Source organism: Leisingera sp. S2M4 (genome assembly GCF_055398055.1).
The window spans coordinates 340,279-360,777 of record NZ_AP040862.1; the positions used below are offsets into that span (position 1 = coordinate 340,279).

Consider the following 20,499-nt stretch of genomic DNA (forward strand, 5'->3'; position numbering starts at 1 on the left):
GGCTTTTTATGATTGGGGGCTTCATGCTCAAACGGGTGCATTTCCCTTCTTCGCTGCTGCCATACCTCTTGGTGGCACCGCAGATCATCATCACGCTGGTGTTCTTTCTCTGGCCCGCCAGCCAGGCCATGTACCAGTCGTTCCTGATCGAGGACGCCTTTGGCCTCGGCACGGAATTTGTCTGGTTCGAGAATTTCGAGCAACTGCTGACCGACAGCCATTATCTCGCCAGTTTCCAACGCACGGCGGTGTTTTCACTGCTGGTGGCGGCCCTGTCGATGGGCACTGCCCTGATCCTGGCGGGCTTTGCCCAACGGGTTGTGCGCGGCGCGATGTTCTATCGCACACTCCTGATCTGGCCCTATGCTGTGGCGCCGGTTCTGGCGGGTGCGCTCTGGGTGTTCATGTTCAACCCCACTCTCGGGATATTTCCCTATTTCCTGGAAATGGTGGGCATAACCTGGAACCACTATCTGAGCGGAAATCAGGCCATGGCGCTGGTCATCATGGCCGCGGCCTGGAAACAGGTCGCCTACAATTTTCTGTTCTACCTTGCCGCGATGCAGTCGATCCCGAATTCCGTGATCGAGGCAGCAGCCATTGACGGCGCAGGCCCGGCGCGGCGGTTCTGGACGATCATCTTCCCGCTGATCTCCCCCACCACGTTTTTCCTGCTGGTCATCAACATGGTCTACGCCTTCTTCGAAACCTTCGGCATCATCCACGCGGTGACCCAGGGTGGCCCCGGCACCTCGACCACCATCCTGGTCTACAAGGTGTTCAACGACGGCTTTGTCGGGCTCGACCTCGGCGGCTCCGCCGCACAATCGGTGGTTCTGATGGTTCTGGTCATCGCCATGACCGTGGTCCAGTTCCGCTTTGTTGAAAGAAAGGTGGAATACTGATGGTCGAAAACCGCCCCTTCGCAACTTTCCTGACCCATTTGGTGCTGGTGCTCGGCGTCATCGCCATTGCGCTGCCGGTCTGGATCACCTTTGTTGCCGCCACCCATGACCCGCTGCGCATGGGCCAGGCCCCATTGCCTATGTGGCCCGGCGATCATTTCCTTACCAACATGAAGCAGACCCTGTTCGGCTCCGGACTCAGCGGCACGGAGGGTGCGCCGGTCTGGCTGATGCTGCTGAACTCTCTGGCAATGGCGCTGATGATCTCAACCGGAAAGATCATCATCTCGCTGCTGTCGGCATTTGCGATCGTCTATTTCAAGTTCCCCTTCCGGATGACCTTCTTCTGGATGATCTTCATCACCCTGATGCTGCCGGTCGAGGTCCGCATCCTGCCCACCTTTGAGGTAGTAGCAGATCTGGGCATGCTCAACAGCTACTGGGGCCTGTCGGTGCCGCTGATTGCCTCGGCAACGGCAACCTTCATGTTCCGCCAGGTCTTCCTGACGGTCCCGGATGAGATGCTGGAAAGTGCGCGGATCGATGGCGCCGGGCCGCTGAGGTTTTTCTTCGACATCCTGCTGCCGCTGTCGCGTACCAATATCGCGGCGCTCTTCGTGATCCTCTTCATCTACGGCTGGAACCAGTACCTCTGGCCGCTCCTGATCACCACGGACACCTCGATGACCACCATCGTGATGTCGATCAAGCAGATGCTGGAGGCTGCAGAGCAAAGCCCGCAGTGGAACATCATCATGGCCACGGCCCTTCTGGCGATGATCCCGCCAGTCTTCGTGGTCATCGCAATGCAAAAGCTCTTTGTGCAGGGCTTGACGGAAACCGATAAGTAAGGCGCCGAGACATGGCAGATATTCAACTCAAAGATCTGGTGAAATCCTACGGGCCGACCGAGGTGCTGCACCACATCGAAGGCGACATCAAGGATGGCGAGTTCATCGTCATTGTCGGCCCCTCGGGCTGCGGCAAATCCACCCTTCTGCGTATGATCGCAGGCTTGGAAACCGTGACCTCGGGCGAGATCGCCATTGGCGGCAAACGGGTGAACGAACTGGAGCCCGCCTCCCGTGACATCGCCATGGTGTTCCAGAACTACGCGCTCTACCCGCATATGTCGGTGCGCGAGAACATGGCTTACGGGCTCAAGATCCGCAAACTCTCGAAGGAAGAAATCAACCGCCGCGTAGAAGAGGCGGCGGAAATCCTTGAGATCAAACAGTATCTTGACCGCAAGCCGCGGCAGCTGTCCGGCGGCCAGCGCCAGCGGGTTGCCATGGGCCGCGCCATCGTGCGCGACCCGCAGGTGTTCCTGTTCGACGAGCCGCTGTCGAACCTGGATGCCAAACTGCGGGTGCAGATGCGGCTGGAAATCCGCAAGCTGCAACAGCGCCTCGGCGTGACCTCGATCTACGTGACCCACGATCAGGTTGAGGCGATGACGCTGGGCGACCGGCTGATGGTGCTGAATGGCGGCTATGTCGAACAGTTCGGCACACCGATCGAACTCTATGATCGGCCTGCTTCGGTCTTCGTTGCGGGGTTCATCGGCAGCCCGGCGATGAATTTCCTGCCTGCGGAGGTCCAGAACGGCCAAGCCGTCCTGCCCGGCGGTGCCCAAGTGCCCGTAATGGGACAGCATTCCGGCCAGGCCACCTTTGGCATTCGCCCCGAGCATCTGCAAGCGGATGAAGCCGGCCCAATCGCAATCCAGATCGACATGCTGGAACAACTGGGCGCCAACACCCTGTTGCACGGGCGTCTGCAGGGCACTGACCACACTCTGGTCGCCAGCGTGCCGGGACATGCCACCGATGCACCCGGCACGCTGCGCCGCTTTGCGGTGCCCGCCGAGCGCAGCCACCTGTTCGACGCCGCCAGCGGCAAGCGGTTGGCAGACTGATGGTCTTTCCCCAACTTGCCGCCTTCACTGCCGCGCCGGGCGTGATCCGTCTGGTCGGTCACCGCGGCGCACGCGGGGTGCTGCCGGAGAACACCATCGCGGGCTTCGAATTCGCGATGCAGTCCGGTGTCTCGCTCCTGGAATTGGACGTCACCGCCACCCGCGACGGGGTGGTGGTGATCACCCACAATCACCATCTGACCCCCTCTATGGTGCGCGATGGCGACGGCAACTGGCTGCAAGGCTCACCGCCCAAGGTGTCAGCGCTGACCTACGACGAACTGCGCCCCTATGACGTGGGCGGGCTGGACAGCCGCAGCGCCTATGGCATGCGCTTCCCCGATCAGGGGTTCCTGGAACAGACCCGCATCCCGCGCCTGTCGGAGTTGCTGACATTGCTTCAGCAAGAACAGCACCAAGGCGTCCACCTGCTGTTGGAAATCAAGTCCGATCCTGACCTGATGGCCGACAGCGCTGCGCGCAACACGCTGGTGCAGGCCGTGGTGGCCGAGGTGCGGGCGGCAGAGGTTCAAAATCGCACGGTTCTGCACAGTTTCGACTGGGATCTTCTGGCGGATTGTCAGCGGCTGGCACCAGAGATGCCCGCCTCCTTCCTCACTCAGATGCCCGAGAATGAGGACGACGTCGGCGAGGATTCCTCCAAGGCAGTCAACCCGGTCGAGGGTTTTACCGCGCTGGAGCTACCGGACAAGGTGGCCGCGGCTGGTGGTCAGTTCTGGTGTCCCTACTTTCTCGACATTACCGCCGAGTCCCTGGCCCGAGCCCGTGAACTGGGCCTGATCACCGTGGTCTGGACCGCAAACGAGCCTGCGGACATATCTCGCATGATCGAATTGGGCGTGGACGCGATCTGCACGGACTATCCCGGACGGGTGCAGCACCTGCTGCGACGCAACGGCCTGCATTGGCAAGTCGCCCCGACGGTGGCTTGAACTGAAAACCGGAGGGCGCGCAATGCGCCGCCTTCCGGTTTCCGGCCTGATCGATCAGGCGATACGACGAAGTGGTGTCGGCTGCGCGGCCTCGCTTGGATGGCCAAGCTCGAATTGGCCAACCACCGCAGACAGGCTATGCGCCTCGTTCTGCAACAGCTGGCTCGACGCTGCGCCTTCCTCGGCCATCGCAGCATTCTGCTGGGTCATATTGTCCAGCTGATGCATCGCGCCATCGATCTTTTCCAGCCCCAGGGACTGACTGCGCACACCTTCGGCAATCTCACTGACCAGGCCGGATACATCGGCAACCTGCGAGATGATGCTGTTCAGCGCATCGCCCGCGCGTCCAACCATGGAAACACCGTTGGCCACATGTTCCTCGCTGGCGTTGGTCAGCGCCTTGATCTTCCCCGCCGCATTGGACGCCCGCTGGGCCAGTGCCCGCACCTCCGACGCAACAACCGCAAAGCCCGCCCCTGCCGGTCCCGCACGCGCCGCCTCGACACCGGCATTGAGCGCCAGCAAGTTGGTCTGAAAGGCCACGTCGTCAATCAGGTTGATAATCTTGGAGATCTCTGCCGACGCGGCCTGGATCTGGTCCATTGCCTCGACGGCGGAGGTCACCACTTCGGTGCTCTGCTCCGCCTCGGTGCGCGCGCCGCGCATGGTCTCGTCCATCCGGCCGGCCCGATCCGCGGTGGCGCGAATGCTGCCGGTCAGGTCCCGGATTGCCGTCGCCGTTTCCTCCAGCGTTGCGGCCTGACTTTCGGTTCGATGCGCCATCTCAGTGGCCGCACCGCGCTGCTCCTCGGAGAACCGTCCGACATTCTGCGCCGCTCCGACAACCTCTGCCAGCGAACTGCGCAACCGGCAAAGACTGCGATTGAAGTTCTCTCTCAGGGTTTCGTACTGACCATCGAACGGGACTTCGATATCGCAGGCCAGATTGCCGCGCTGCAATTCGGCCAGGGCCGCGCTCATGCTATCGACCACCGCCGCCGTGTGGCGCGCAGCTTCGACCTCGCGGGCAGCTGCAGCATCCGCCTCTTTCAGTTTGCCGCGGAAGCTGTCGAGACTACGGGCCAGATCGCCCAGCTCATCGCCGCGATCCCGCCCCGGAATCAGAGTGTCGTACTGACTGTCAGCCAGAGCATTTGTTGCCTCGCGCAGGCCATGCACCGGCCGCGTCACACTACGCGCTGCCAGCCAGGAAACTGCGACAGCCGCAAGCAGCGCCACACCGATCAGCACCGCCGCGGTCAACCGGATCCGTTCGACAGCCGCAAAAGCCGTCAGCGTATCGGTTTCCAGCACCAGCGACCAGTCGAGACCTGGCAGTTCCAGCGGCAACACCATGGCGATCGCCGGTTTGCCGAGGCTGGAAGTGTCGGCCAGAAACTGTCCGCGCTCACGCGCCATGGCAGCCTGGATCTGCGGCGTCTGCCCCAGCGGTTCAAGGATCGGGAACAGACCCGACACCGAGGAAGGGCTGCGCGCCTTGCCATCGGCGCTGACCACGAAGATGTTCTGGTGGCTGTCCCCCGACAGATTGCTGGTCAGGGCATTAACAACGCCCGCGCTTCCGAACTGCACTGCAATGACACCTGCAATCTTCTTGCTCTTGGTAAATACCGGAGCGGCCATGAAGGCAGCCACACCATCGGCACTATGGGCATAGCTGGCAAAATCCGCGGTCACCACGGTTCCGGGCTCAGCCTCCAGCGCGGCGTTGAAAACCTGCGCCAGTCCACTCTTCGGCGCATCCTGAACCGCTGTCATGAAATCGCCCTGCTTGCGTACCGAATAGACGACCTGCCCCGCGGCACTGATCAGGTACAGATCCTGGTAGCCGTTCAGCCGCAGGCTTTGCAGGAATGTAGGATGGTAGGTCACATGCGACTGGTTGTAGTAGCTGCCGTCACCGGCATCCAGAAGCTCCTCCCGCTGATGGGCGGGATGAGGGTTCTCCGCTGCATAGGTCTGTTTCAGATACGCGACCGGATCGGCCTCTTCGACCATGCCGATCACACGCTCGAAATTGCTGATGGCGCGGAACACCGCCGGCTGCCCTGCAAGGCTGGACACGTCCGAGCGTGCAGCCTTGATCAGGAAAGACAGCGCCTGGGCGCCGGATTTCGCCTCAATCTCCTGCGCCGAGAAGGCGTTTTCACGGATACTGCGCTCGGCGACCGAATAGACCAGCAAGGACACGGTCACCAGAAAGGCGCCGGTCAACGCTACCATGATCAACGGCAGTTTCAGCTTCAGCGGCAATTTGGTCAGACGCGGCAAACGGGACATACGAGGCAAACTCCTGCAAGGCGGATTCCGGCATGGATCCGGGATTTGAGCAGCCTAGACAGGAATTCCCTGACAAAACGTATATCGTAAATCAGGCGAAAAATCTCGCCAGCTTGCGCCTTCCGACAGGGCTGACACGCCAACAAATCCCCCAGAAGGTCGGGCAAGCGCGGTAGACCTCTGTTATCCTTGGGATATTTTATAGACTTTCAATGTTTCCCGACCGGCAACGCGAAATCACCCGCCCCGACAACCCGCCGGGCGTGACCTCGGCGGTTCGGGTCCCTTCAATTCTAATCACTCTGCAGCGGAGGGTTGCGCCCGCCAGAGTCAGCTGTCCAGCGCGTCAAGCGATGCCGCGATGGCGCTCCACAGTTCCTCGGCCGGTTCGGTACCGACCGACAGCCGCACGAAACCCGGAGCGACATCATCCCCCCAGCGCGCGCGCCGTTCGGCAGAACTGTGCACACCCCCAAATGACGTCGCCGCGCGCAGCAGCGGGCAGCCGTTGATGAAGGCATCGGCCTGCTCGGCACTGTCAAGCGTCAGCGAGATCAGGAACCCGAAACGCGCCATCTGCCGTTTGGCCAGCGCATGCGCAGGATCTTGCGGCAACCCTGGATAGCGGACACTGCCCACTTTGGGATGGGCCGCCAGCCGCTCCGCAAGAAGTTCTGCGGTATTGCACATTCGGTCAAACCGCAGTTCCAGCGTCTCAAGCCCGCGATGCGCAAGCCAGGCCTCCTGCGGACCGGGAATGCCACCGCCAAACTGACGCCACTCGCGCGCGGCCTGAAGGATGTCGGGGTTCCGGGTCGCCAGGTGGCCCATCAGAACATCGGAATGACCACCCGGTGCCTTGGTGTCGGAGGCAACAACCACATCCGCTCCCAGCTCCAGAGGACGCTGGCCCAACGGGGTCATCGTGGTGTTGTCGACGATCAGAATGCCGCCCGCGGCATGCACTTCCTGCGAAACGGCGCGCAAGTCGCAGAGTTCCAGACCGGGGTTCGAAGGCGTCTCGGCAAAGACCACATCGTAGCCCGCGAAACCACCCTCGGCGAAGCTGGCACTGGGGCGCTGGTCAACCTCGACGCCCAGCTGCGCAAGGAAGCGTTCGCTCAGCCGACGGGTGACATAGTAGCCATCCGAGGGGATCAGGATCCGGGATCCAGCCTTGACGCAGGCAAAGAGAGACGCGGAAATTGCCGCCATGCCGGAAGGATAGGCCAGCACCGGCGCGTCCTCCAGGTAGGCCAGAACATGTTCAAGATGCTCCCAGGTCGCATTGTCGGCCCTGCCGTAGCTGGGTCCCCCCGACCAATCGCCCGGCAGATGATACATCGAGCTTTGCGTGAGCGGCAGAGCCACCGGATCCCCCTCGGACAGGGTATTGCCACGCAAATGCAGCATGGCTCCGGCTTTTGGGGCGGTGGGGGTATCCATGGTCTGTCCCTCGTGCTGACGCTTATTCCACGGGATTGTTAACCCGCGGGGATGCAAAAGGAAATCAAAGGATATCGTCACGCCCGATATTTGGGGCTGCAGGCCGCCCGTTGCGGCGACCGCGAGGGAAATGTGTTCAAAACCCGCGCAGACCGACCTTGGCGGTCGGTCTGCCGGTGCTTTAGACCTTTGCGCCCTCGAATTGAGCAAGGCTGACGCCGCTTTCCAGCAGCGCACCGCGAACAGCCTGCGCAATCGCCAGGGCCGTCGGCGTGTCGCCATGCAGGCAGATGGTATCGATCCGCGTTGGAATACGCGTACCGTCAGCCGTGATGATGGCGCCTTCGCGCACCATGTCCACCATGCGCCGCCCCGCCTCAGCCGGGTCATGGATCACCGCACCCGGCAGGCTGCGGTCGACCAATGTGGCATCATTGTTGTAGGCTCGGTCGGCGAAGATCTCACATGCAGTTTTGCAGCCCAGTTCCTGCGCCGCCTGCTGCTGCGCAGTGCCGGCCAAGACCATCACGATGATCTCCGGATCAACCGACAAAGCCGCCTCGTAACAGGCGCGGGCCATCTCCACGTTCTCGGAAGCCATGTTCGCCAGGGCTCCGTGCAGTTTTAGGTGCCGCACCTCGCCGCCTGCCGCGCGCGCCATCGCCTGAGCCGCGCCGAGCTGGTAGCGAACCATGTTCCCAAGGGTCTCATTCGGCACCGACATGCGACGACGTCCAAAGCCCTGAAGGTCGGGAAACCCTGGGTGCGCGCCGATGCCGGTGCCGTTGGCAACCGCAATCTTCATCGTCGCGGCCATGACGTCAGGATCACCCGCGTGATAGCCGCAGGCGATGTTCGCCGAGGTCACAATATCCAGCAACCCGGCGTCATCGCCCAGCGACCAGGCACCAAAGCTTTCCCCCATATCGGCATTCAGATCGACAGTTCGGGTCATGTCATTTCCTCACAGAACATCTTCTTCGCGGGCAATTGCCCCGCTGATCAGCTGATAGGACAGCAGGTTGGTCATGGTGCGCGGATCGCGGATCAGCGGAACACACTGGCTGCGCAGACCCTTGCGACGCTCGGCCTCCGCGCGTTCCAGCTCGACCGCTTCGTCCAGGGGAATGAAGCGGAACTGCACAGCCACGCCTGCTGCCGCCTGTGCCAGCCGCGGCAGATCGCAGGGCACCACCGTCCCGATCCGCGGATAGCCGCCAGTGGTCTGACTTTCGGCCAGAAGCACATAGGGCGTGCCGTCACCGGTCACCTGAATGTCGCCGGGCACGATCACCTCGGACACGACAGAGCGCGCGCCTTCTGTCCGGAACCCCTCGCCGTCACTTTCCATCGGCACACCCATGCGATTGCCGCGCGCGCCGCGGCGAAAGGTGGTCTGCTCAAAGCGCTTCAATTCGGCGTCTGGAAACAGCGCGGTCTGCAGACTGGCGACGACCCGCACGAGGCCGCCCTCAAACCGGTCTTCCGGCACAAGGCCCAAGCCAGTGGTACGCCCAGTGTCTGGGCCGACCTCCAGCTCATCACCTTCAGCCAGCGGCGCACCGATACCCGCGGCCAGATGCGCCGAGCGAGCGCCCAGATGCTCCGGCGCCTGAAAGCCGCCGCCAACATGCAGATAGCCGTAGCTACCGCTGCGCGCCGCACCAATTGTCAGCCGCGCCCCTGCGGGCAGCAGGTGGCTGGCGTTCCAAGCCACGGCGGCGCCGTCGATGCTGGCCCGCATCGGCGCGCCGGTCAGCGCAATCCGCAGATCCGTGTTCGCCTGAAACTCGCCGCCCATCCCGGCCATCTCGATTGCCGCCAGATCCGCGCCCTGCCCCAGCAAAGCCGCGCCCTCGGCCAGCGCCAGCCGGTCGGCGGCGCCGCCACGGGAGACACCGTATTCCAGCCAGCCGGTCCGGCCGCCGTCCTGAACCGTCAACCCCGGTCCGGCGCGCAGAATTGTCAGAGTTCCGGTCATGCCAGATCCTCCGCCTTGGCGCCGCCCAGCGGATCGCGCCTCAAACCCTGCAACTCCTCCGGTGTGATGGAGGTAAACTGCACCTCATCGCCAGGGCGTAGCAGGAACGGCTCCTCCGCTTCGGGGCGGAACAGCCGCACCGCGGTCTGGCCTGCGTGCATCCAACCGGTTGGCGTTGCGACCGAGAACAGGACCAGCTGGCGGATCGCCACCGCCAATGCACCCTCAGGGATGCGGGAGGTCAGCTGGCTCTGGCGCGGGATGTCCCAGGCCTCGGGCAACTCACCCAGATAGGGTTGACCCGGGGCAAATCCGATGGTCTGCACCCGCACCCGCGCTGACGACAGCGAGGCCACCGCTTCTGCTTCGGTCATGCCAGCTGCCTCTGCGGCCTGCGGCAGCTGAGGTGCCAGATCCGTGCCGAAGACAGCCGGGATCCGCCACAGGCGGCGCTTGTCGGGCAGCCCGGCCGCGTACCAGTCGCGCTGTGCCAGAAGATTCTCCAACCGCGTCCGCAAATCAGCATGATTCAAATGCCGCAGGTCAAACCGCACATAGGCAGAAACCAGCGAGCTCGACACTTCCTCGACCCCGTCCCAGCTTTCCTTTGCCAAGGCCGCACGGAAGGCCAGCGCGGCGCGGTTGGCCGGCTCACTCAGGCGGCTGCCAAAGCTTACCAGCATCCCGTCCACACCCACCGTGCGGATCTCGGGAACAGATGTTTCCACACGCGCCTGAGCCATCACATCTGCTCCGGCAGGTAGGTTACGATTGAGGGGAACAACACGATCAGCACCAGCGCCACGATCATCAGGAAGAAGAACGGCAACGCCGCTTTGGCGACGGTCAGAATGTCCCGCCCGGTCAGCGATTGCAGCACGAACAGGTTGAAACCGACCGGGGGGGTGATCTGCGACATCTCCACCACGATCACCAGGAAGATGCCGAACCACAAGGGATCGATGCCCGCTTCCAGCACCATTGGCATGATCACCGAGGCAGTGAGCACCACCACCGAAATACCGTCAAGGAAGCAGCCCATGATCACGAAAAAGATGGTCAGCGCTGCCAGCAGGGTGAAGGTCGAGAGGTTCAGGGAGCCGATCCACTCTGCCAGAATGCGCGGAATGCCGGTAAAGCCCATCGCCACGGTGAGGAAGGACGCCCCCGCAAGGATGAACGCGATCATGCAGGAGGTGACTGTCGCCCCCATCAGCCCCGCGGTGAAGCTTTCGCGGGTAAGTGAGCCGGACTGCCACGACAGCAGCAGTGCGAGCACCACGCCAACGGCGGCGGCATCGGTGGGCGAGGCAATGCCCGCATAGATCGAGCCAATCACGCCGCCGATCAGCAGCACCACCGGCAAAAGTCTGCGAGCGCGCATCAGCTTCTCGCGGAAGGTGGCGGCGATGTCCTCGGTCGGCAGCTTGCTGCGGTTCAGCAACGCCCAGACCACCACGTAGCCGACGAACAGGCCAACCAGCAGCACGCCCGGCAGCACGCCCGCGACGAACAGACGGGCGATGGATTGCTCGGTCGCCACGCCATAGACGATCAGGATGATCGAGGGCGGGATCAGCAAGCCCAGCGTGGCGGAGCCCGCCAGGGTGCCGATCACCAGCTTTTCAGGGTAGCCGCGGCGCGCCAGCTCCGGGATCGACAGCTTGCCGATGGTGGCGGCGGTGGCGGCCGACGACCCCGACACGGCAGCAAAGATGCCGCAGGCAAATACATTTACGTGCAGCAGCTGCCCGGGCAGCCGGTTCATCCAGGGCGACAGGCCGGTGAACATGTCCTCCGACAGGCGCGAGCGGAACAGAATTTCGCCCATCCAGATGAACAACGGCAGCGCCGCCAAAGCCCAGGAGTTGCTGTGGCCCCACATGGTGGTGGCCATCACCAGCCCCAGCGGCGCCTCGGTGAACAGCGCCATGGCAGCGATGCCCACGCCCAAGAGGGCAAAGGCCACCCACAGACCGGCGCCCAGGAACAGGAACAGTAGGAACAGGAGAATGATGGAAAGCGCGGCAACCGACATGATGATCCCCTATTCGCTCAGAAGATTTTCGCCCTTGCCCTCCCAGGAGGGCAGCGCGCCGCGCAGCATGCAGATCAGCTCGTCCGCAAGCGCGATGGTGAGGATGGCAAGGCCCAGCACAACCGGCGTCTGCGGCAGCCACAGCGACACCGACACCATGCCCGAGCTGCGGTCGCCAAATTCCAGAGACTCCAGCCAGAGCAGTCCCATGTACCAGGTGGCGTAACCGCTCATCACCAGCGCCAGCAGGGCCACCGCGATTTCAACCCCGCGACGGATGCGGGCCGACAGCCGGTTTGTCACCAGCGTCACCCGGATATGGCCCCCGGCGCGCAGCGCATAGGCCAGGGCCAGAAAGGTGGAGGCCGCCAGGAAAAAGCCGGTAAAATCTGCGTAAGACGGGATTGTCAGCCCGACGCCGCTGCCGGTCACGGCAACCGCAATCTTGTCGGCAAGGTTCAGGCACACCTGCGCGAAAACCAGCGCCACGATGGCCACGATGAACAGTGCTGCCAGCCCGCCGGCCGCACGGTATATGAAATCGAGCGGAAGCCGCATGGCTGCTCCTCCTCCCCAAGGAGGCCGAACGCCGCACTGGGCGCCCGGCCGTGTTAAGGTTACTGCTGATAAGCGTTCAGCAGGGTGGCACCGGCCTCGCCAGCCTCGCCTTTCCAGCTGTCCAGCATCTGGGCGCCGATTGCGCGCAGACCTTCGATCAGCTCCGCCGAGGGTTCGGACACGGTGATGCCGTTTTCCTTCAGCACTTCGATCTGGCTCGCGGTTTCGGCCCGGCTCATCTCCCAGCCGCGCGCTTCAGCTGCGGCCGCGGCTTCCAGAACCGCAGTCTGGGTGGCCTCGTCCAGGCGACGGAAGGCGCGCTTGTTCACCACCACGATGTTCTTGGGGATCCAGGCCTGAATGTCGGTATAATGAGTCAGGAAGTCCCACGCCTTGGAGTTCACCCCGGTGGAGGGCGAGGTGATCATCGCCTCGACCCGGCCGGTGCTGAACGCCTGCGGGATGTCCGGAACCTCAACCTGGGTGGGCGCGGCGCCCGCGAGGTTCGCAAACTGCTCCAGCGTGGCGTTGTAAGTGCGGAACTTCAGACCTGCCAGATCCTCGACGCTGTTGATTTCCTTGGTGGTATACAGCCCCTGCGGCGGCCACGGCACGGCATAGAGCGCCATCAGCCCCTGTTCGTCCAGCAGACCGTCGATCACGTCCTTCTGGGCCGTCCACAGACGCTCAGCCTCTTCATAGCTGGTTGCCAGGAACGGCAAGGAGTCGGCGCCGAAGGCCGGGTTGTCATTGGCCAGGAGCGACAGGAAGAACTCGCCGATCGGAACCTGGCCGCTGCGCACGGCCTTGCTGATTTCGGGGTGCTTGAACAGCGAACCCGCGGAATGGACCTTGATCTCCAGTCCGCCATCGGTGGCCTCGGCAACGTCGCTTGCAAACTCAGCGATATTCTTGGTGTGGAATGTCGCGTCCGGATAGGGCGTCGGCATGTCCCAGGTTGCGGCTTGCGCCGACATGGCCAGCCCGGTGAATGCGGCGAGGGCGCCGCCCAGCATACGTGTAATCTGCATTTTTACCTCCCAATACGGTTATTGCCATATCGTACCCATAACGCTGACATTTTGTCAACGTTATGGCCCGATGCCGTTTTACCGCCTCCCTCAAGCCAGCTCAGCCCGGCTCTACGCCTGCTTGATCTCCTTGATTATTTGTCGTTTTATAAATGACGCCAGCAAAACGCCGGGGTTTTGCCGACAAAAAAGGGGCAATCAATGGCTGAAAACAAACCGGAGTCTCGCCGAATCGTCTCTTCCCGCCATCTCGCCGACGGCGAGGGCTGGGAGCTGTCGGAACTGGAGTACGGCCTGATTGTCGCCTTCAACGCATTCTCGCGCTGGACCACCCGCTGCATGGCGGCGGCCGGGCAGCCGGACCTGAGTCCGCTGGAAATTCTGATCCTGCACAACGTCAATCACCGCAGCAAGGACAAGCGTCTGTCCGACATTTGCTTCCTTCTGAACATCGAAGACAGCCATACGGTGAACTACGGCCTGCGCAAGCTTCTGAAAGCCGAACTCCTGACCTCCGAGAAACGCGGCAAGGAAGTGTTCTACCGCACCTCCCCCGAAGGCGCTGCCCTCTGTGCCGCCTACCGTGACGTGCGGCGGCAATGCCTGCTCGACGGGCTCGTCGGCACCGAACTGCAGGGCAAAGACCTGCGGGAACTGGCGCGCAGTTTGCGGGCGCTGTCGGGTCACTACGACCAGGCAAGCCGCGCCGCGGCTTCCCTCTAGACAGCCCCAATCTCGACCTGCGGGCAGGTGTGCCGGGAAAGAAGCGGCGCAGTCTGCTGCGCCTCTAGGTATCATCAAAACCCCGCAGGCGAAAGTCGCGGCCGGGCTTCACGCCGGTGTCCTATTCGATACCGTGAAGCTGAAGCAACTGCCGCATTCTGGCGGTGGCCAGCTCCGGGTCGCGCAGCTGCCCGGCGCGGTCGGCGAGGCGGAAGACCTCGGCGTAGTGGGTAATCTCGCGCGCGGACTGGAAGCCAGCGGGCATGATGAAGTGGCTCTGCCAGCCGTTGAGCCAGGCGAGGAAAGCGATGCCCGCCTTGTAGAACTGCGTCGGCGCCTTGAAGATCTCGCGCGAGAGCGGCACCGTCGGCTCCAAGAGCGCATGGAAGGTGGCGGTATCGCCCTCGGCCAGCGCGTCCAGCGCCTGCGCCGCGGCGGGGGCGATGGCGGCGAAGATGCCCAGAAGCGCGTGGGAATAATGGCAACCGTCGCCCTCGATCAGCGCGGCGTAGTTGAAATCGTCCCCGGTATAAAGCCGCACGCCGTCGGGCAGACGCGCGCGGAAGGCCTCCTCGCGGCTTTGCTCCAGAAGAGAGATCTTGATGCCGTCGATCTTGGCCGCATGGGTTTCGATGATCGACAGCACGCTGTCCGCCGCCGCGTCGAGACCCGCAGCACCCCAGTAACCGGTGAGCGCCGGGTCGAACATGTCGCCCAGCCAATGCAGGATCACTGGGCCGGAGGCCTGCGAGATCAGCCGGTCATAGACCCGCGCGTAGACCTCCGGATCGCCTTTCAGCGCGGCCATGGCGCGGCTTGCCATCAGGATCACCTGCCCGCCCGCGGCCTCGATCGCTTCCATCTGCTCGGCATAGGCGGCGACGATGGCGTCTTCGGAATTCAGATCTTCCGCCGCCATCTGGTCGGTTCCGGCCCCGCAAGCGACACGCGGTTTCAGCGGGTGCGCCTTGGCCTCGGCCATCGTGCGCTCGATCAGTTCCTTCGCGGTGAGCCAGTCCACCCCCATGCCGCGCTGCGCGGTGTCCATCGCCTCTGCCAGCCCCAGCCCCTGGTCCCAGAGCCCGTGCCGGAAGCGCAGCGTGTTTTCCCAGTCGACGGCGGGGCGGCCCTGCCAGGGGTCGCGCTCGGCCAAGGGGTCCGAGACCACATGCGCGGCGGCAAAGGCGGTGCGGGTCCAAGCGGTTTCCGGCGCGCGGGGCTGCAAGGGCGTGCCGGTGAGCTGATAAGGCGCAAGGCCGTTGTCGTAGGTGGGCAGTGTGAGTGTCATGGTAAGTCCTTTCGCAGGCGTCACGCCGGGGCGCCAGAAGGCAGGTCGGCCGGAAGATCGGCGGGCAGATCGAAAACGAGGATGCCGTCCAGCCCGCCCACTGCGTTTTCCACCAGGCGCGCGCCCAGCTTCTTGTGGGCGGGGTGGATCTGATAGGCCTCTAGCGCGGCCCAATCGGTGAAATCGGCGGTGAAGCCGTGCAAGTAGCCGCGCTCGATCTTCTCAGGGCTTTCGCTGCGGCCCGAGGTGATTGACAGGAGGCCCGGGATCTTGCCTTCAATGCCGTGCAGCTCCGCAAAGATGTCCGCGACTTCGGCTTCGGTGATGTCCGCGCGGAAGCGGATGAGAACGATGTGCCGGATCATGAGGCCATCCCGTATTGCTGTGAGATCATGTCCGCGGCCTTCTCGCCGATCATGATGGCGGCGGCGTTGGTGTTGGAGGAGATCACCGTGGGCATGATCGAATTGTCCACGACCCGGAGACCGGCGATCCCGTTGAAGCGCAGCTGGGTGTCCACCACCGCACCGTTGTCCGATCCCATCCGGCAGGTACCCGCGCAGTGGTGCGAGGTCTTGGAGTGCTGGCAGATGTGGTCGAAATACTCGTCGTCCGTCTTCACCTCCGGCCCCGGCAGATGCTCGCGGCGCACGAAGGGTTTCAGCGGCTCCTGCGCGAGGATTTCCTGCGTCAGCTTCAGTCCCCGGATCGACATTTCCCGGTCCTGCGGGTCCTGCAGGTAGTTGGGGTCGATCAGCGGCGCGGCCGCGGGGTCGGCGCTTTGCAGGCGCACGGTCCCGCGGGAGCGCGGGCGCAGGTAGCAGGAGTTGAGCGTGACGCCGCCGTTCGGCATCTCCTCCACCCCGGCTTCGATCCCGGTGCCAAGCCCGAGGTGGAACTGGATATCGGGCGAGCGCGCGTCCGGATTAGCGTACCAGAAGCCGCCGGTCTCGAACAGGCTGGAGGCGACCGGCCCTTTGCGGGTCAGCAGGTATTGCAGACCGGCCAGCGCGGTGTTGTGCAGCTTTGCATAGCGGTCATAGGTGTGCGGACCGGTGACCTCGCAGATCGCGTAGAGGTCCAGGTGATCCTGCAGGTTCTCCCCCACGTTGGGCTGGTCGAGCTTCACATCGATGCCGAGGCTGCGCAGATGGTCCGCAGGCCCGATGCCCGAAAGCTGCAGCAGCCGCGGCGAGCCGATGGCGCCGGCCGAGAGGATCACCTCGTTTGCAGCATGCAGGCGGGTGCCGTCGGTGAGCGTGACGCCGCGCGCCTGGCCCGCCTCCACGTTGATCCGCGCGACCTGGGCGCCGGTGCGGCGGGTGAGGTTGCGGCGGCTGCGGATCGGCGCCAGATAGGCCATCGCGGCGGAGGAGCGGCGCGCGTTCCGCTGGGTGAGCTGGTAATAGGCGACCCCGTCCTGGCGCTCGCCGTTCACGTCCTTGTTCAGCGGAATGCCCAGCTCGGCCGCGGCGGCGAAATAGGCTTCGCAGATCGGCAGCGGCGCCACCGGCTGCGACACGCCGAGCGGGCCGCCCTGGCCGTGGTAGCGGTCGTTATAGGTGTCGTTGTCTTCGGCCTTGCGGAAATAGGGCAGCACGTCCTCGTAGGACCAGCCGTCGCAGCCCATCTGCCGCCACTCGTCATAGTCCTGCGCGTTGCCGCGGGTGTAGACCTGCGCGTTGACCGCCGAGCCGCCGCCGATCACCTTGGCTTGGGTGTAGTTGAACACCCGGTTCTTCATGTGGCGCTGCGGCACCGTCGACCAGCCCCAGGAGCCGATGCCCTTGGTCATCTTGGCAAAACCGGCCGGAAAGTGGAACAGCGGGTTCCAGTCGCGGCTGCCCGCTTCGAGCAGGAGCACCCGCGCATTCGGGTCCTCGCTCAGCCGCGCCGCCACCACGCATCCGGCAGAGCCGCCGCCGACCACGATGAAATCAAACTCTTCAGCCATATCCGGACGTCCTCACAGCCGGTGGATGGACAGGCCGCCGTCGACCGGCACCACCGCACCATTGGCAAATTGCATCTTCCCCTCGACCATCGGCAGCACCGCCTCGGCGATGTCCGACGGCAGCCCCCAGCGCCGCGCGGGCACCAGCCCGTCCTCGATCCGGGCGGTATACTTGTCCTTCACGCCCTCGGTCATGCCCGTCTGGATGATGCCCGGGCGGATCTCGAAGACGCCGATCCCCTCCCCCGCCAGCCGCGCGGCAAACAGCTGCGCCATCATGCCGGCACCTGCCTTGGAGATACAGTATTCCGCGCGCTCGACCGAGGCCATCTGCGCGCTCACCGAGGTCACGAAGACGATCGAGCGGTAGGCGTCCCGTCCCTGCTGCAGCATGTGCCGGGCGGCGTATTGCGCAAGGAAGAAGGCGCCGCGCAGGTTGATGTCCATGGTGAAGTCGAAGTTTTCCGGCTCGACTTCCAGCATGTCGCCCCGCACCCGGGCGGGCACGCCCGCGTTGTTGACCAGCGCCTGCACCGCGCCTTGCTCCGCTGTGACGCGCGCGAACAGGTCCGGGACGGCCGCGGTGTCGCGCAGGTCGTGCTGGTAGTAGCGCGCGGCCGGTCCCAGTTCCTCCAGCGCGGCATGCACGGCGTCCGTGTCCGCCGCGGAGGAGGAAGCCAGCGCCACTCGCCAGCCCTCGGCAACCAGAGTGCGCGCGATGCCGAGGCCAATGCCTTTCTGGCCTCCGGTGATCAAAGCCAAACTGCTCATGCGGCTTGCATCCTTTCCTTGATATGCGCCCCGGCGCGCAGGGCCTGCGCGGCGATGGTCAGGGCGGGGTTCACGGCGGCGGACAACGGCAGGAAGCTCGCGTCCGTCACGTAGAGGTTTGAGTGGTCGTGCGACCGGCAATAGAGGTCGAGCACATTTTGGCGCGGGTCTGCGCCAAAGCGGGCGGTGCCGCATTGATGCGAGGGCGTGCGCCGGTCGAAGGCGCGCGACAGGACAAGCGGGTAGCCCGCCTTGCGGAACACCGCCTTGGCGCGCTTGACCAGCGCTTCGTGGGTGCGCCAGTTGGAGCGTTTCCAGTCGAGCCGGATCTGTCCGCCCTCGACCGTGACGCGGCTTTCGGGGTCGGGCAGATCCTCGCTCATCACGTACCAGTCGACCGAGCGCCGCGCGATCATGCCCGCCATCCAGCGCGGCAGGCCGGATTGGCTTGCGAGGATGTTGGCGGAGATCTTGCCCAAGAGCTGCACATTGCCCAAGGGCGCGTTCTTCGGCCCGCCAGAGAGGTAGAAGTCATTGAATTGCAGCGTCTTCTGGTAGACTGCGGTGTTTACGCGGAACGGGTGCAGCGCCAGCACGGCGGTGCAGTTGTGATTCATGAAGTTGCGCCCGACCTGCCCCGAGCTGTTGGCCAGCCCGTCAGGCCGCGCGTCATTACGCGAGCGCAGCAAGAGTGCTGCCGAGTTCACCGCGCCCGCCGCCAGCACCACAAGCTGCGGTTCCAGCGTCCGGGCAGTCCCGCCCTGCGTATAGAGAACCCTGCTGATCCGCCCGCCCGCATCCGCCTCCAACCGCTCCACCAGACAGCCGGTCTCAAGCGAGACATTTGGGTGGAAGAGGGCCTTTTGCAGCGGAACGGTCTGGGCATCTTTTTTCGCACCGGTGGTGTCGGGGAAGGCATCCCACGGGGTTTTCGCGCGTTCCAGCCAGGCGTCAATGTCGACGCCAAGTGGCAGCGAGGACGGGGTGACGCCTGCCTTCTGAAGGTATCCGCGCAGCTTCGCGATTGACGGCTCATCGGCGATGGGCGGGCGCGGGTAGGCGCCGGAGTGGCGCGGCTCGGTCGGGTCCTCGCCCGCGTCGCCTGCCACCTGAAACATTTCCTCCGCCGCCTGATACCAGGGCTCGAACTCGGCATATGTCACTGGCCAGGCCGGGGAGATGCCGCCGAGGTGGCGCATCTCGGCGAAATCCTCGGCCCGGTAGCGTAGCAGCACCGCGCCGTAGAACTTGCTGTTGCCCCCGACGCAGTAGTAATTGCCGGGGTTGAAGGGGTGCCCCTTCCCGTCGAGCCACTGCTCCTCCGGCCGGAACACCCCGTCGCGGAATATCGCCACGTCATCGCGCGCCGCGGGGGTGTCGGCCAGGGCCTCCCCGCGTTCGAGGATGACGATCCGCCGCCCCGAGGGGGCCAGCGCCGCCGCCATGGTGGCGCCGCCCATCCCCGAGCCGATGATCACGATATCCGCAGGCTGGCTCATCAGGGAATGCGCTTCTCGGTTTTCGGATCGAAGACGACAGCCTTGTCCATGTTGAGCGCAAACCGGGTGATGTCGCCCGGCCGCACCTGCACGTCCGCCCGCATCCGCGCGTTGCACTCGGTGCCGCCCAGAACGGTCATCACGAAGGTATCCGAGCCCGCCGGTTCGGTCACCACCACCTCGCTGTCGAGCTCGACGATATTGCCCGCATCGCGGTCGGCGCCGCCCGGGTCGGTGAAGGCTTCGGGGCGGAAGCCGAGGGTGATGGTCTGGCCCGCGTAGGACCTGAGCTCGGCCGACGGCGCGGAGAACGGCAGATACACGGTGTCACCGGCCGCATTGAAGGTCTCTGCCGCGAGCCCGCCGCCCTGCTCCACGATCCTGACGGGCACCAGGTTCATCGAGGGCGAACCCATGAAGGTCGCCACGAACAGGTTCGCGGGGGTGTCGTAGATCTCCTTGGGCGTGCCGAGCTGCTGCACGTAGCCGCCGTTCATCACCGCGATCCGGGTCGAGAGCGTCAGCGCCTCGATCTGGTCGTGGGTGACATAGACGATGGTGGTGCCCAGCTCCTGGTGCAGTTTCTTGATCTCGGTGCGCATGTCGACGCGCAGCTTGGCATCGAGGTTCGACAGCGGCTCGTCGAACAGGAACACGTCCGGATCACGTACCAGCGCCCGGCCCATGGCGACTCGCTGGCGCTGGCCGCCGGAGAGCTGGCCGGGCTTGCGGTCCAGAAGCTGCTCGATCTGCAGCAGCTTTGCCACCTGCGCCTTGGCCTTTTCGCGCTCGGGCTTGGGCACGCCGTGCATTTCGAGGCCGAAGGTGATGTTCTCCCCCACGGTCATGTTGGGGTAGAGCGCATAGGACTGGAACACCATCGCGATGTTGCGCTTGGAGGGGTGCACGCCGTTCATTGCCGTGCCCTTGATCGCGATCTCGCCGGTGGTGATCTCCTCCAGCCCCGCGATCATGTTCAGAAGGGTGGATTTGCCGCAGCCCGACGGCCCGACGAGGACCAGGAATTCGCCCTCCTCGACCTGGATGTCGACCTTGTGCAGAACTTCGAGCGAGCCGTAGGATTTGGTCGCGTTGCTGATGTCAAGAAAGCCCATGGGGTTTCTCCCGAT

At 64.1% G+C, this 20,499-nt stretch carries 19 protein-coding genes; 5 read left to right on the forward strand and 14 right to left on the reverse strand.

Annotated elements, in window-relative coordinates; translation table 11 throughout:
* Nucleotides 1–23 precede the first annotated feature (23 nt).
* Genes ugpA through ACZ52D_RS17870 form a run of 4 tightly spaced genes read left to right on the forward strand, consistent with a single transcriptional unit; the run spans nt 24 to nt 3,776 of the window.
* Nucleotides 24–905 (forward strand): sn-glycerol-3-phosphate ABC transporter permease UgpA, encoded by an 882-nt coding sequence (gene ugpA / locus ACZ52D_RS17855; RefSeq protein ID WP_222455498.1) that lies wholly within the window; start codon nt 24–26, stop codon nt 903–905.
* Nucleotides 905–1,756 carry a sn-glycerol-3-phosphate ABC transporter permease UgpE gene (gene ugpE, locus ACZ52D_RS17860; protein ID WP_222455497.1) on the forward strand — a complete coding sequence of 284 codons (852 nt, stop codon included), beginning with the start codon at nt 905–907 and terminating at the stop codon, nt 1,754–1,756. The genes ugpA and ugpE overlap by 1 nt, the downstream gene beginning before the upstream one ends.
* Before the next feature lie 11 nt (nt 1,757–1,767).
* Nucleotides 1,768–2,823, forward strand: a complete 1,056-nt coding sequence (locus tag ACZ52D_RS17865; protein WP_464443192.1) for a sn-glycerol-3-phosphate import ATP-binding protein UgpC — start codon at nt 1,768–1,770, stop codon at nt 2,821–2,823.
* Entirely contained in the window at nt 2,823–3,776 is a 954-nt protein-coding gene (locus ACZ52D_RS17870) for a glycerophosphodiester phosphodiesterase (protein WP_464443193.1), read from the forward strand. Before ACZ52D_RS17865 ends, ACZ52D_RS17870 begins: the two co-directional genes overlap by 1 nt.
* Before the next feature lie 54 nt (nt 3,777–3,830).
* Here the strand turns inward: ACZ52D_RS17870 and ACZ52D_RS17875 are convergent, their stop codons facing one another.
* From ACZ52D_RS17875 to ACZ52D_RS17910, 8 genes are all read right to left on the reverse strand, one after another.
* A complete protein-coding gene (locus ACZ52D_RS17875) occupies nt 3,831–6,080 on the reverse strand; it encodes a methyl-accepting chemotaxis protein (RefSeq protein ID WP_464443194.1) in 2,250 nt (749 codons plus the stop codon).
* 330 nt (nt 6,081–6,410) lie between these two features.
* Nucleotides 6,411–7,526 carry a cystathionine gamma-lyase gene (locus ACZ52D_RS17880; RefSeq protein WP_464443195.1) on the reverse strand — a complete coding sequence of 372 codons (1,116 nt, stop codon included), beginning with the start codon at nt 7,524–7,526 and terminating at the stop codon, nt 6,411–6,413.
* 181 nt (nt 7,527–7,707) lie between these two features.
* Nucleotides 7,708–8,481, reverse strand: a complete 774-nt coding sequence (locus ACZ52D_RS17885; RefSeq protein WP_417473702.1) for a LamB/YcsF family protein — start codon at nt 8,479–8,481, stop codon at nt 7,708–7,710.
* Nucleotides 8,482–8,490: 9 nt separating this feature from the next.
* Nucleotides 8,491–9,507 (reverse strand): 5-oxoprolinase subunit C family protein, encoded by a 1,017-nt coding sequence (locus ACZ52D_RS17890; RefSeq protein WP_464443196.1) that lies wholly within the window; start codon nt 9,505–9,507, stop codon nt 8,491–8,493.
* On the reverse strand, nt 9,504–10,250 hold the full coding sequence (locus ACZ52D_RS17895) for a 5-oxoprolinase subunit B family protein (protein ID WP_464443197.1): 747 nt from the start codon (nt 10,248–10,250) through the stop codon (nt 9,504–9,506). Before ACZ52D_RS17895 ends, ACZ52D_RS17890 begins: the two co-directional genes overlap by 4 nt.
* On the reverse strand, nt 10,250–11,545 hold the full coding sequence (locus tag ACZ52D_RS17900) for a TRAP transporter large permease (protein WP_464443198.1): 1,296 nt from the start codon (nt 11,543–11,545) through the stop codon (nt 10,250–10,252). The genes ACZ52D_RS17895 and ACZ52D_RS17900 overlap by 1 nt, the downstream gene beginning before the upstream one ends.
* Before the next feature lie 9 nt (nt 11,546–11,554).
* A complete protein-coding gene (locus tag ACZ52D_RS17905; protein WP_464443199.1) occupies nt 11,555–12,103 on the reverse strand; it encodes a TRAP transporter small permease in 549 nt (182 codons plus the stop codon).
* Between the two features lie 59 nt (nt 12,104–12,162).
* On the reverse strand, nt 12,163–13,134 hold the full coding sequence (locus ACZ52D_RS17910) for a TRAP transporter substrate-binding protein (protein ID WP_464443200.1): 972 nt from the start codon (nt 13,132–13,134) through the stop codon (nt 12,163–12,165).
* Nucleotides 13,135–13,335: 201 nt separating this feature from the next.
* Here ACZ52D_RS17910 and ACZ52D_RS17915 point away from each other — a divergent pair, with 201 nt between their 5' ends.
* Nucleotides 13,336–13,857, forward strand: a complete 522-nt coding sequence (locus ACZ52D_RS17915) for a winged helix DNA-binding protein (protein ID WP_222455486.1) — start codon at nt 13,336–13,338, stop codon at nt 13,855–13,857.
* 121 nt (nt 13,858–13,978) lie between these two features.
* Here ACZ52D_RS17915 and ACZ52D_RS17920 read toward each other — a convergent pair whose 3' ends face one another.
* Genes ACZ52D_RS17920 through ACZ52D_RS17945 form a run of 6 tightly spaced genes read right to left on the reverse strand, consistent with a single transcriptional unit; the run spans nt 13,979 to nt 20,484 of the window.
* Entirely contained in the window at nt 13,979–15,145 is a 1,167-nt protein-coding gene (locus tag ACZ52D_RS17920; RefSeq protein ID WP_464443202.1) for a dihydrodipicolinate synthase family protein, read from the reverse strand.
* A 20-nt stretch (nt 15,146–15,165) separates the two neighbouring features.
* Nucleotides 15,166–15,510, reverse strand: a complete 345-nt coding sequence (locus ACZ52D_RS17925) for a Dabb family protein (RefSeq protein WP_464443204.1) — start codon at nt 15,508–15,510, stop codon at nt 15,166–15,168.
* Complete coding sequence (locus ACZ52D_RS17930) at nt 15,507–17,099, reverse strand: GMC family oxidoreductase (RefSeq protein WP_464443205.1); 1,593 nt, start codon at nt 17,097–17,099, stop codon at nt 15,507–15,509. Before ACZ52D_RS17930 ends, ACZ52D_RS17925 begins: the two co-directional genes overlap by 4 nt.
* 12 nt (nt 17,100–17,111) lie before the next feature.
* Nucleotides 17,112–17,870, reverse strand: a complete 759-nt coding sequence (locus ACZ52D_RS17935) for a 3-ketoacyl-ACP reductase (protein WP_464443206.1) — start codon at nt 17,868–17,870, stop codon at nt 17,112–17,114.
* On the reverse strand, nt 17,867–19,369 hold the full coding sequence (locus tag ACZ52D_RS17940; RefSeq protein WP_464443207.1) for a GMC oxidoreductase: 1,503 nt from the start codon (nt 19,367–19,369) through the stop codon (nt 17,867–17,869). Before ACZ52D_RS17940 ends, ACZ52D_RS17935 begins: the two co-directional genes overlap by 4 nt.
* Complete coding sequence (locus tag ACZ52D_RS17945) at nt 19,369–20,484, reverse strand: ABC transporter ATP-binding protein (RefSeq protein WP_464443209.1); 1,116 nt, start codon at nt 20,482–20,484, stop codon at nt 19,369–19,371. Before ACZ52D_RS17945 ends, ACZ52D_RS17940 begins: the two co-directional genes overlap by 1 nt.
* Nucleotides 20,485–20,499: the final 15 nt, after the last annotated feature.

Coding starts and splice junctions, on each gene's coding strand:
- ugpA (WP_222455498.1), top strand. CDS start 24: ATGCTCAAACGGGTGCATTTCCCTTCTTCGCTGCTGCCATACCTCTTG.
- ugpE (WP_222455497.1), top strand. CDS start 905: ATGGTCGAAAACCGCCCCTTCGCAACTTTCCTGACCCATTTGGTGCTG.
- ACZ52D_RS17865 (WP_464443192.1), top strand. CDS start 1,768: ATGGCAGATATTCAACTCAAAGATCTGGTGAAATCCTACGGGCCGACC.
- ACZ52D_RS17870 (WP_464443193.1), top strand. CDS start 2,823: ATGGTCTTTCCCCAACTTGCCGCCTTCACTGCCGCGCCGGGCGTGATC.
- ACZ52D_RS17875 (WP_464443194.1), bottom strand. CDS start 6,080: ATGTCCCGTTTGCCGCGTCTGACCAAATTGCCGCTGAAGCTGAAACTG.
- ACZ52D_RS17880 (WP_464443195.1), bottom strand. CDS start 7,526: ATGGATACCCCCACCGCCCCAAAAGCCGGAGCCATGCTGCATTTGCGT.
- ACZ52D_RS17885 (WP_417473702.1), bottom strand. CDS start 8,481: ATGACCCGAACTGTCGATCTGAATGCCGATATGGGGGAAAGCTTTGGT.
- ACZ52D_RS17890 (WP_464443196.1), bottom strand. CDS start 9,507: ATGACCGGAACTCTGACAATTCTGCGCGCCGGACCGGGGTTGACGGTT.
- ACZ52D_RS17895 (WP_464443197.1), bottom strand. CDS start 10,250: ATGGCTCAGGCGCGTGTGGAAACATCTGTTCCCGAGATCCGCACGGTG.
- ACZ52D_RS17900 (WP_464443198.1), bottom strand. CDS start 11,545: ATGTCGGTTGCCGCGCTTTCCATCATTCTCCTGTTCCTACTGTTCCTG.
- ACZ52D_RS17905 (WP_464443199.1), bottom strand. CDS start 12,103: ATGCGGCTTCCGCTCGATTTCATATACCGTGCGGCCGGCGGGCTGGCA.
- ACZ52D_RS17910 (WP_464443200.1), bottom strand. CDS start 13,134: ATGCAGATTACACGTATGCTGGGCGGCGCCCTCGCCGCATTCACCGGG.
- ACZ52D_RS17915 (WP_222455486.1), top strand. CDS start 13,336: ATGGCTGAAAACAAACCGGAGTCTCGCCGAATCGTCTCTTCCCGCCAT.
- ACZ52D_RS17920 (WP_464443202.1), bottom strand. CDS start 15,145: ATGACACTCACACTGCCCACCTACGACAACGGCCTTGCGCCTTATCAG.
- ACZ52D_RS17925 (WP_464443204.1), bottom strand. CDS start 15,510: ATGATCCGGCACATCGTTCTCATCCGCTTCCGCGCGGACATCACCGAA.
- ACZ52D_RS17930 (WP_464443205.1), bottom strand. CDS start 17,099: ATGGCTGAAGAGTTTGATTTCATCGTGGTCGGCGGCGGCTCTGCCGGA.
- ACZ52D_RS17935 (WP_464443206.1), bottom strand. CDS start 17,870: ATGAGCAGTTTGGCTTTGATCACCGGAGGCCAGAAAGGCATTGGCCTC.
- ACZ52D_RS17940 (WP_464443207.1), bottom strand. CDS start 19,369: ATGAGCCAGCCTGCGGATATCGTGATCATCGGCTCGGGGATGGGCGGC.
- ACZ52D_RS17945 (WP_464443209.1), bottom strand. CDS start 20,484: ATGGGCTTTCTTGACATCAGCAACGCGACCAAATCCTACGGCTCGCTC.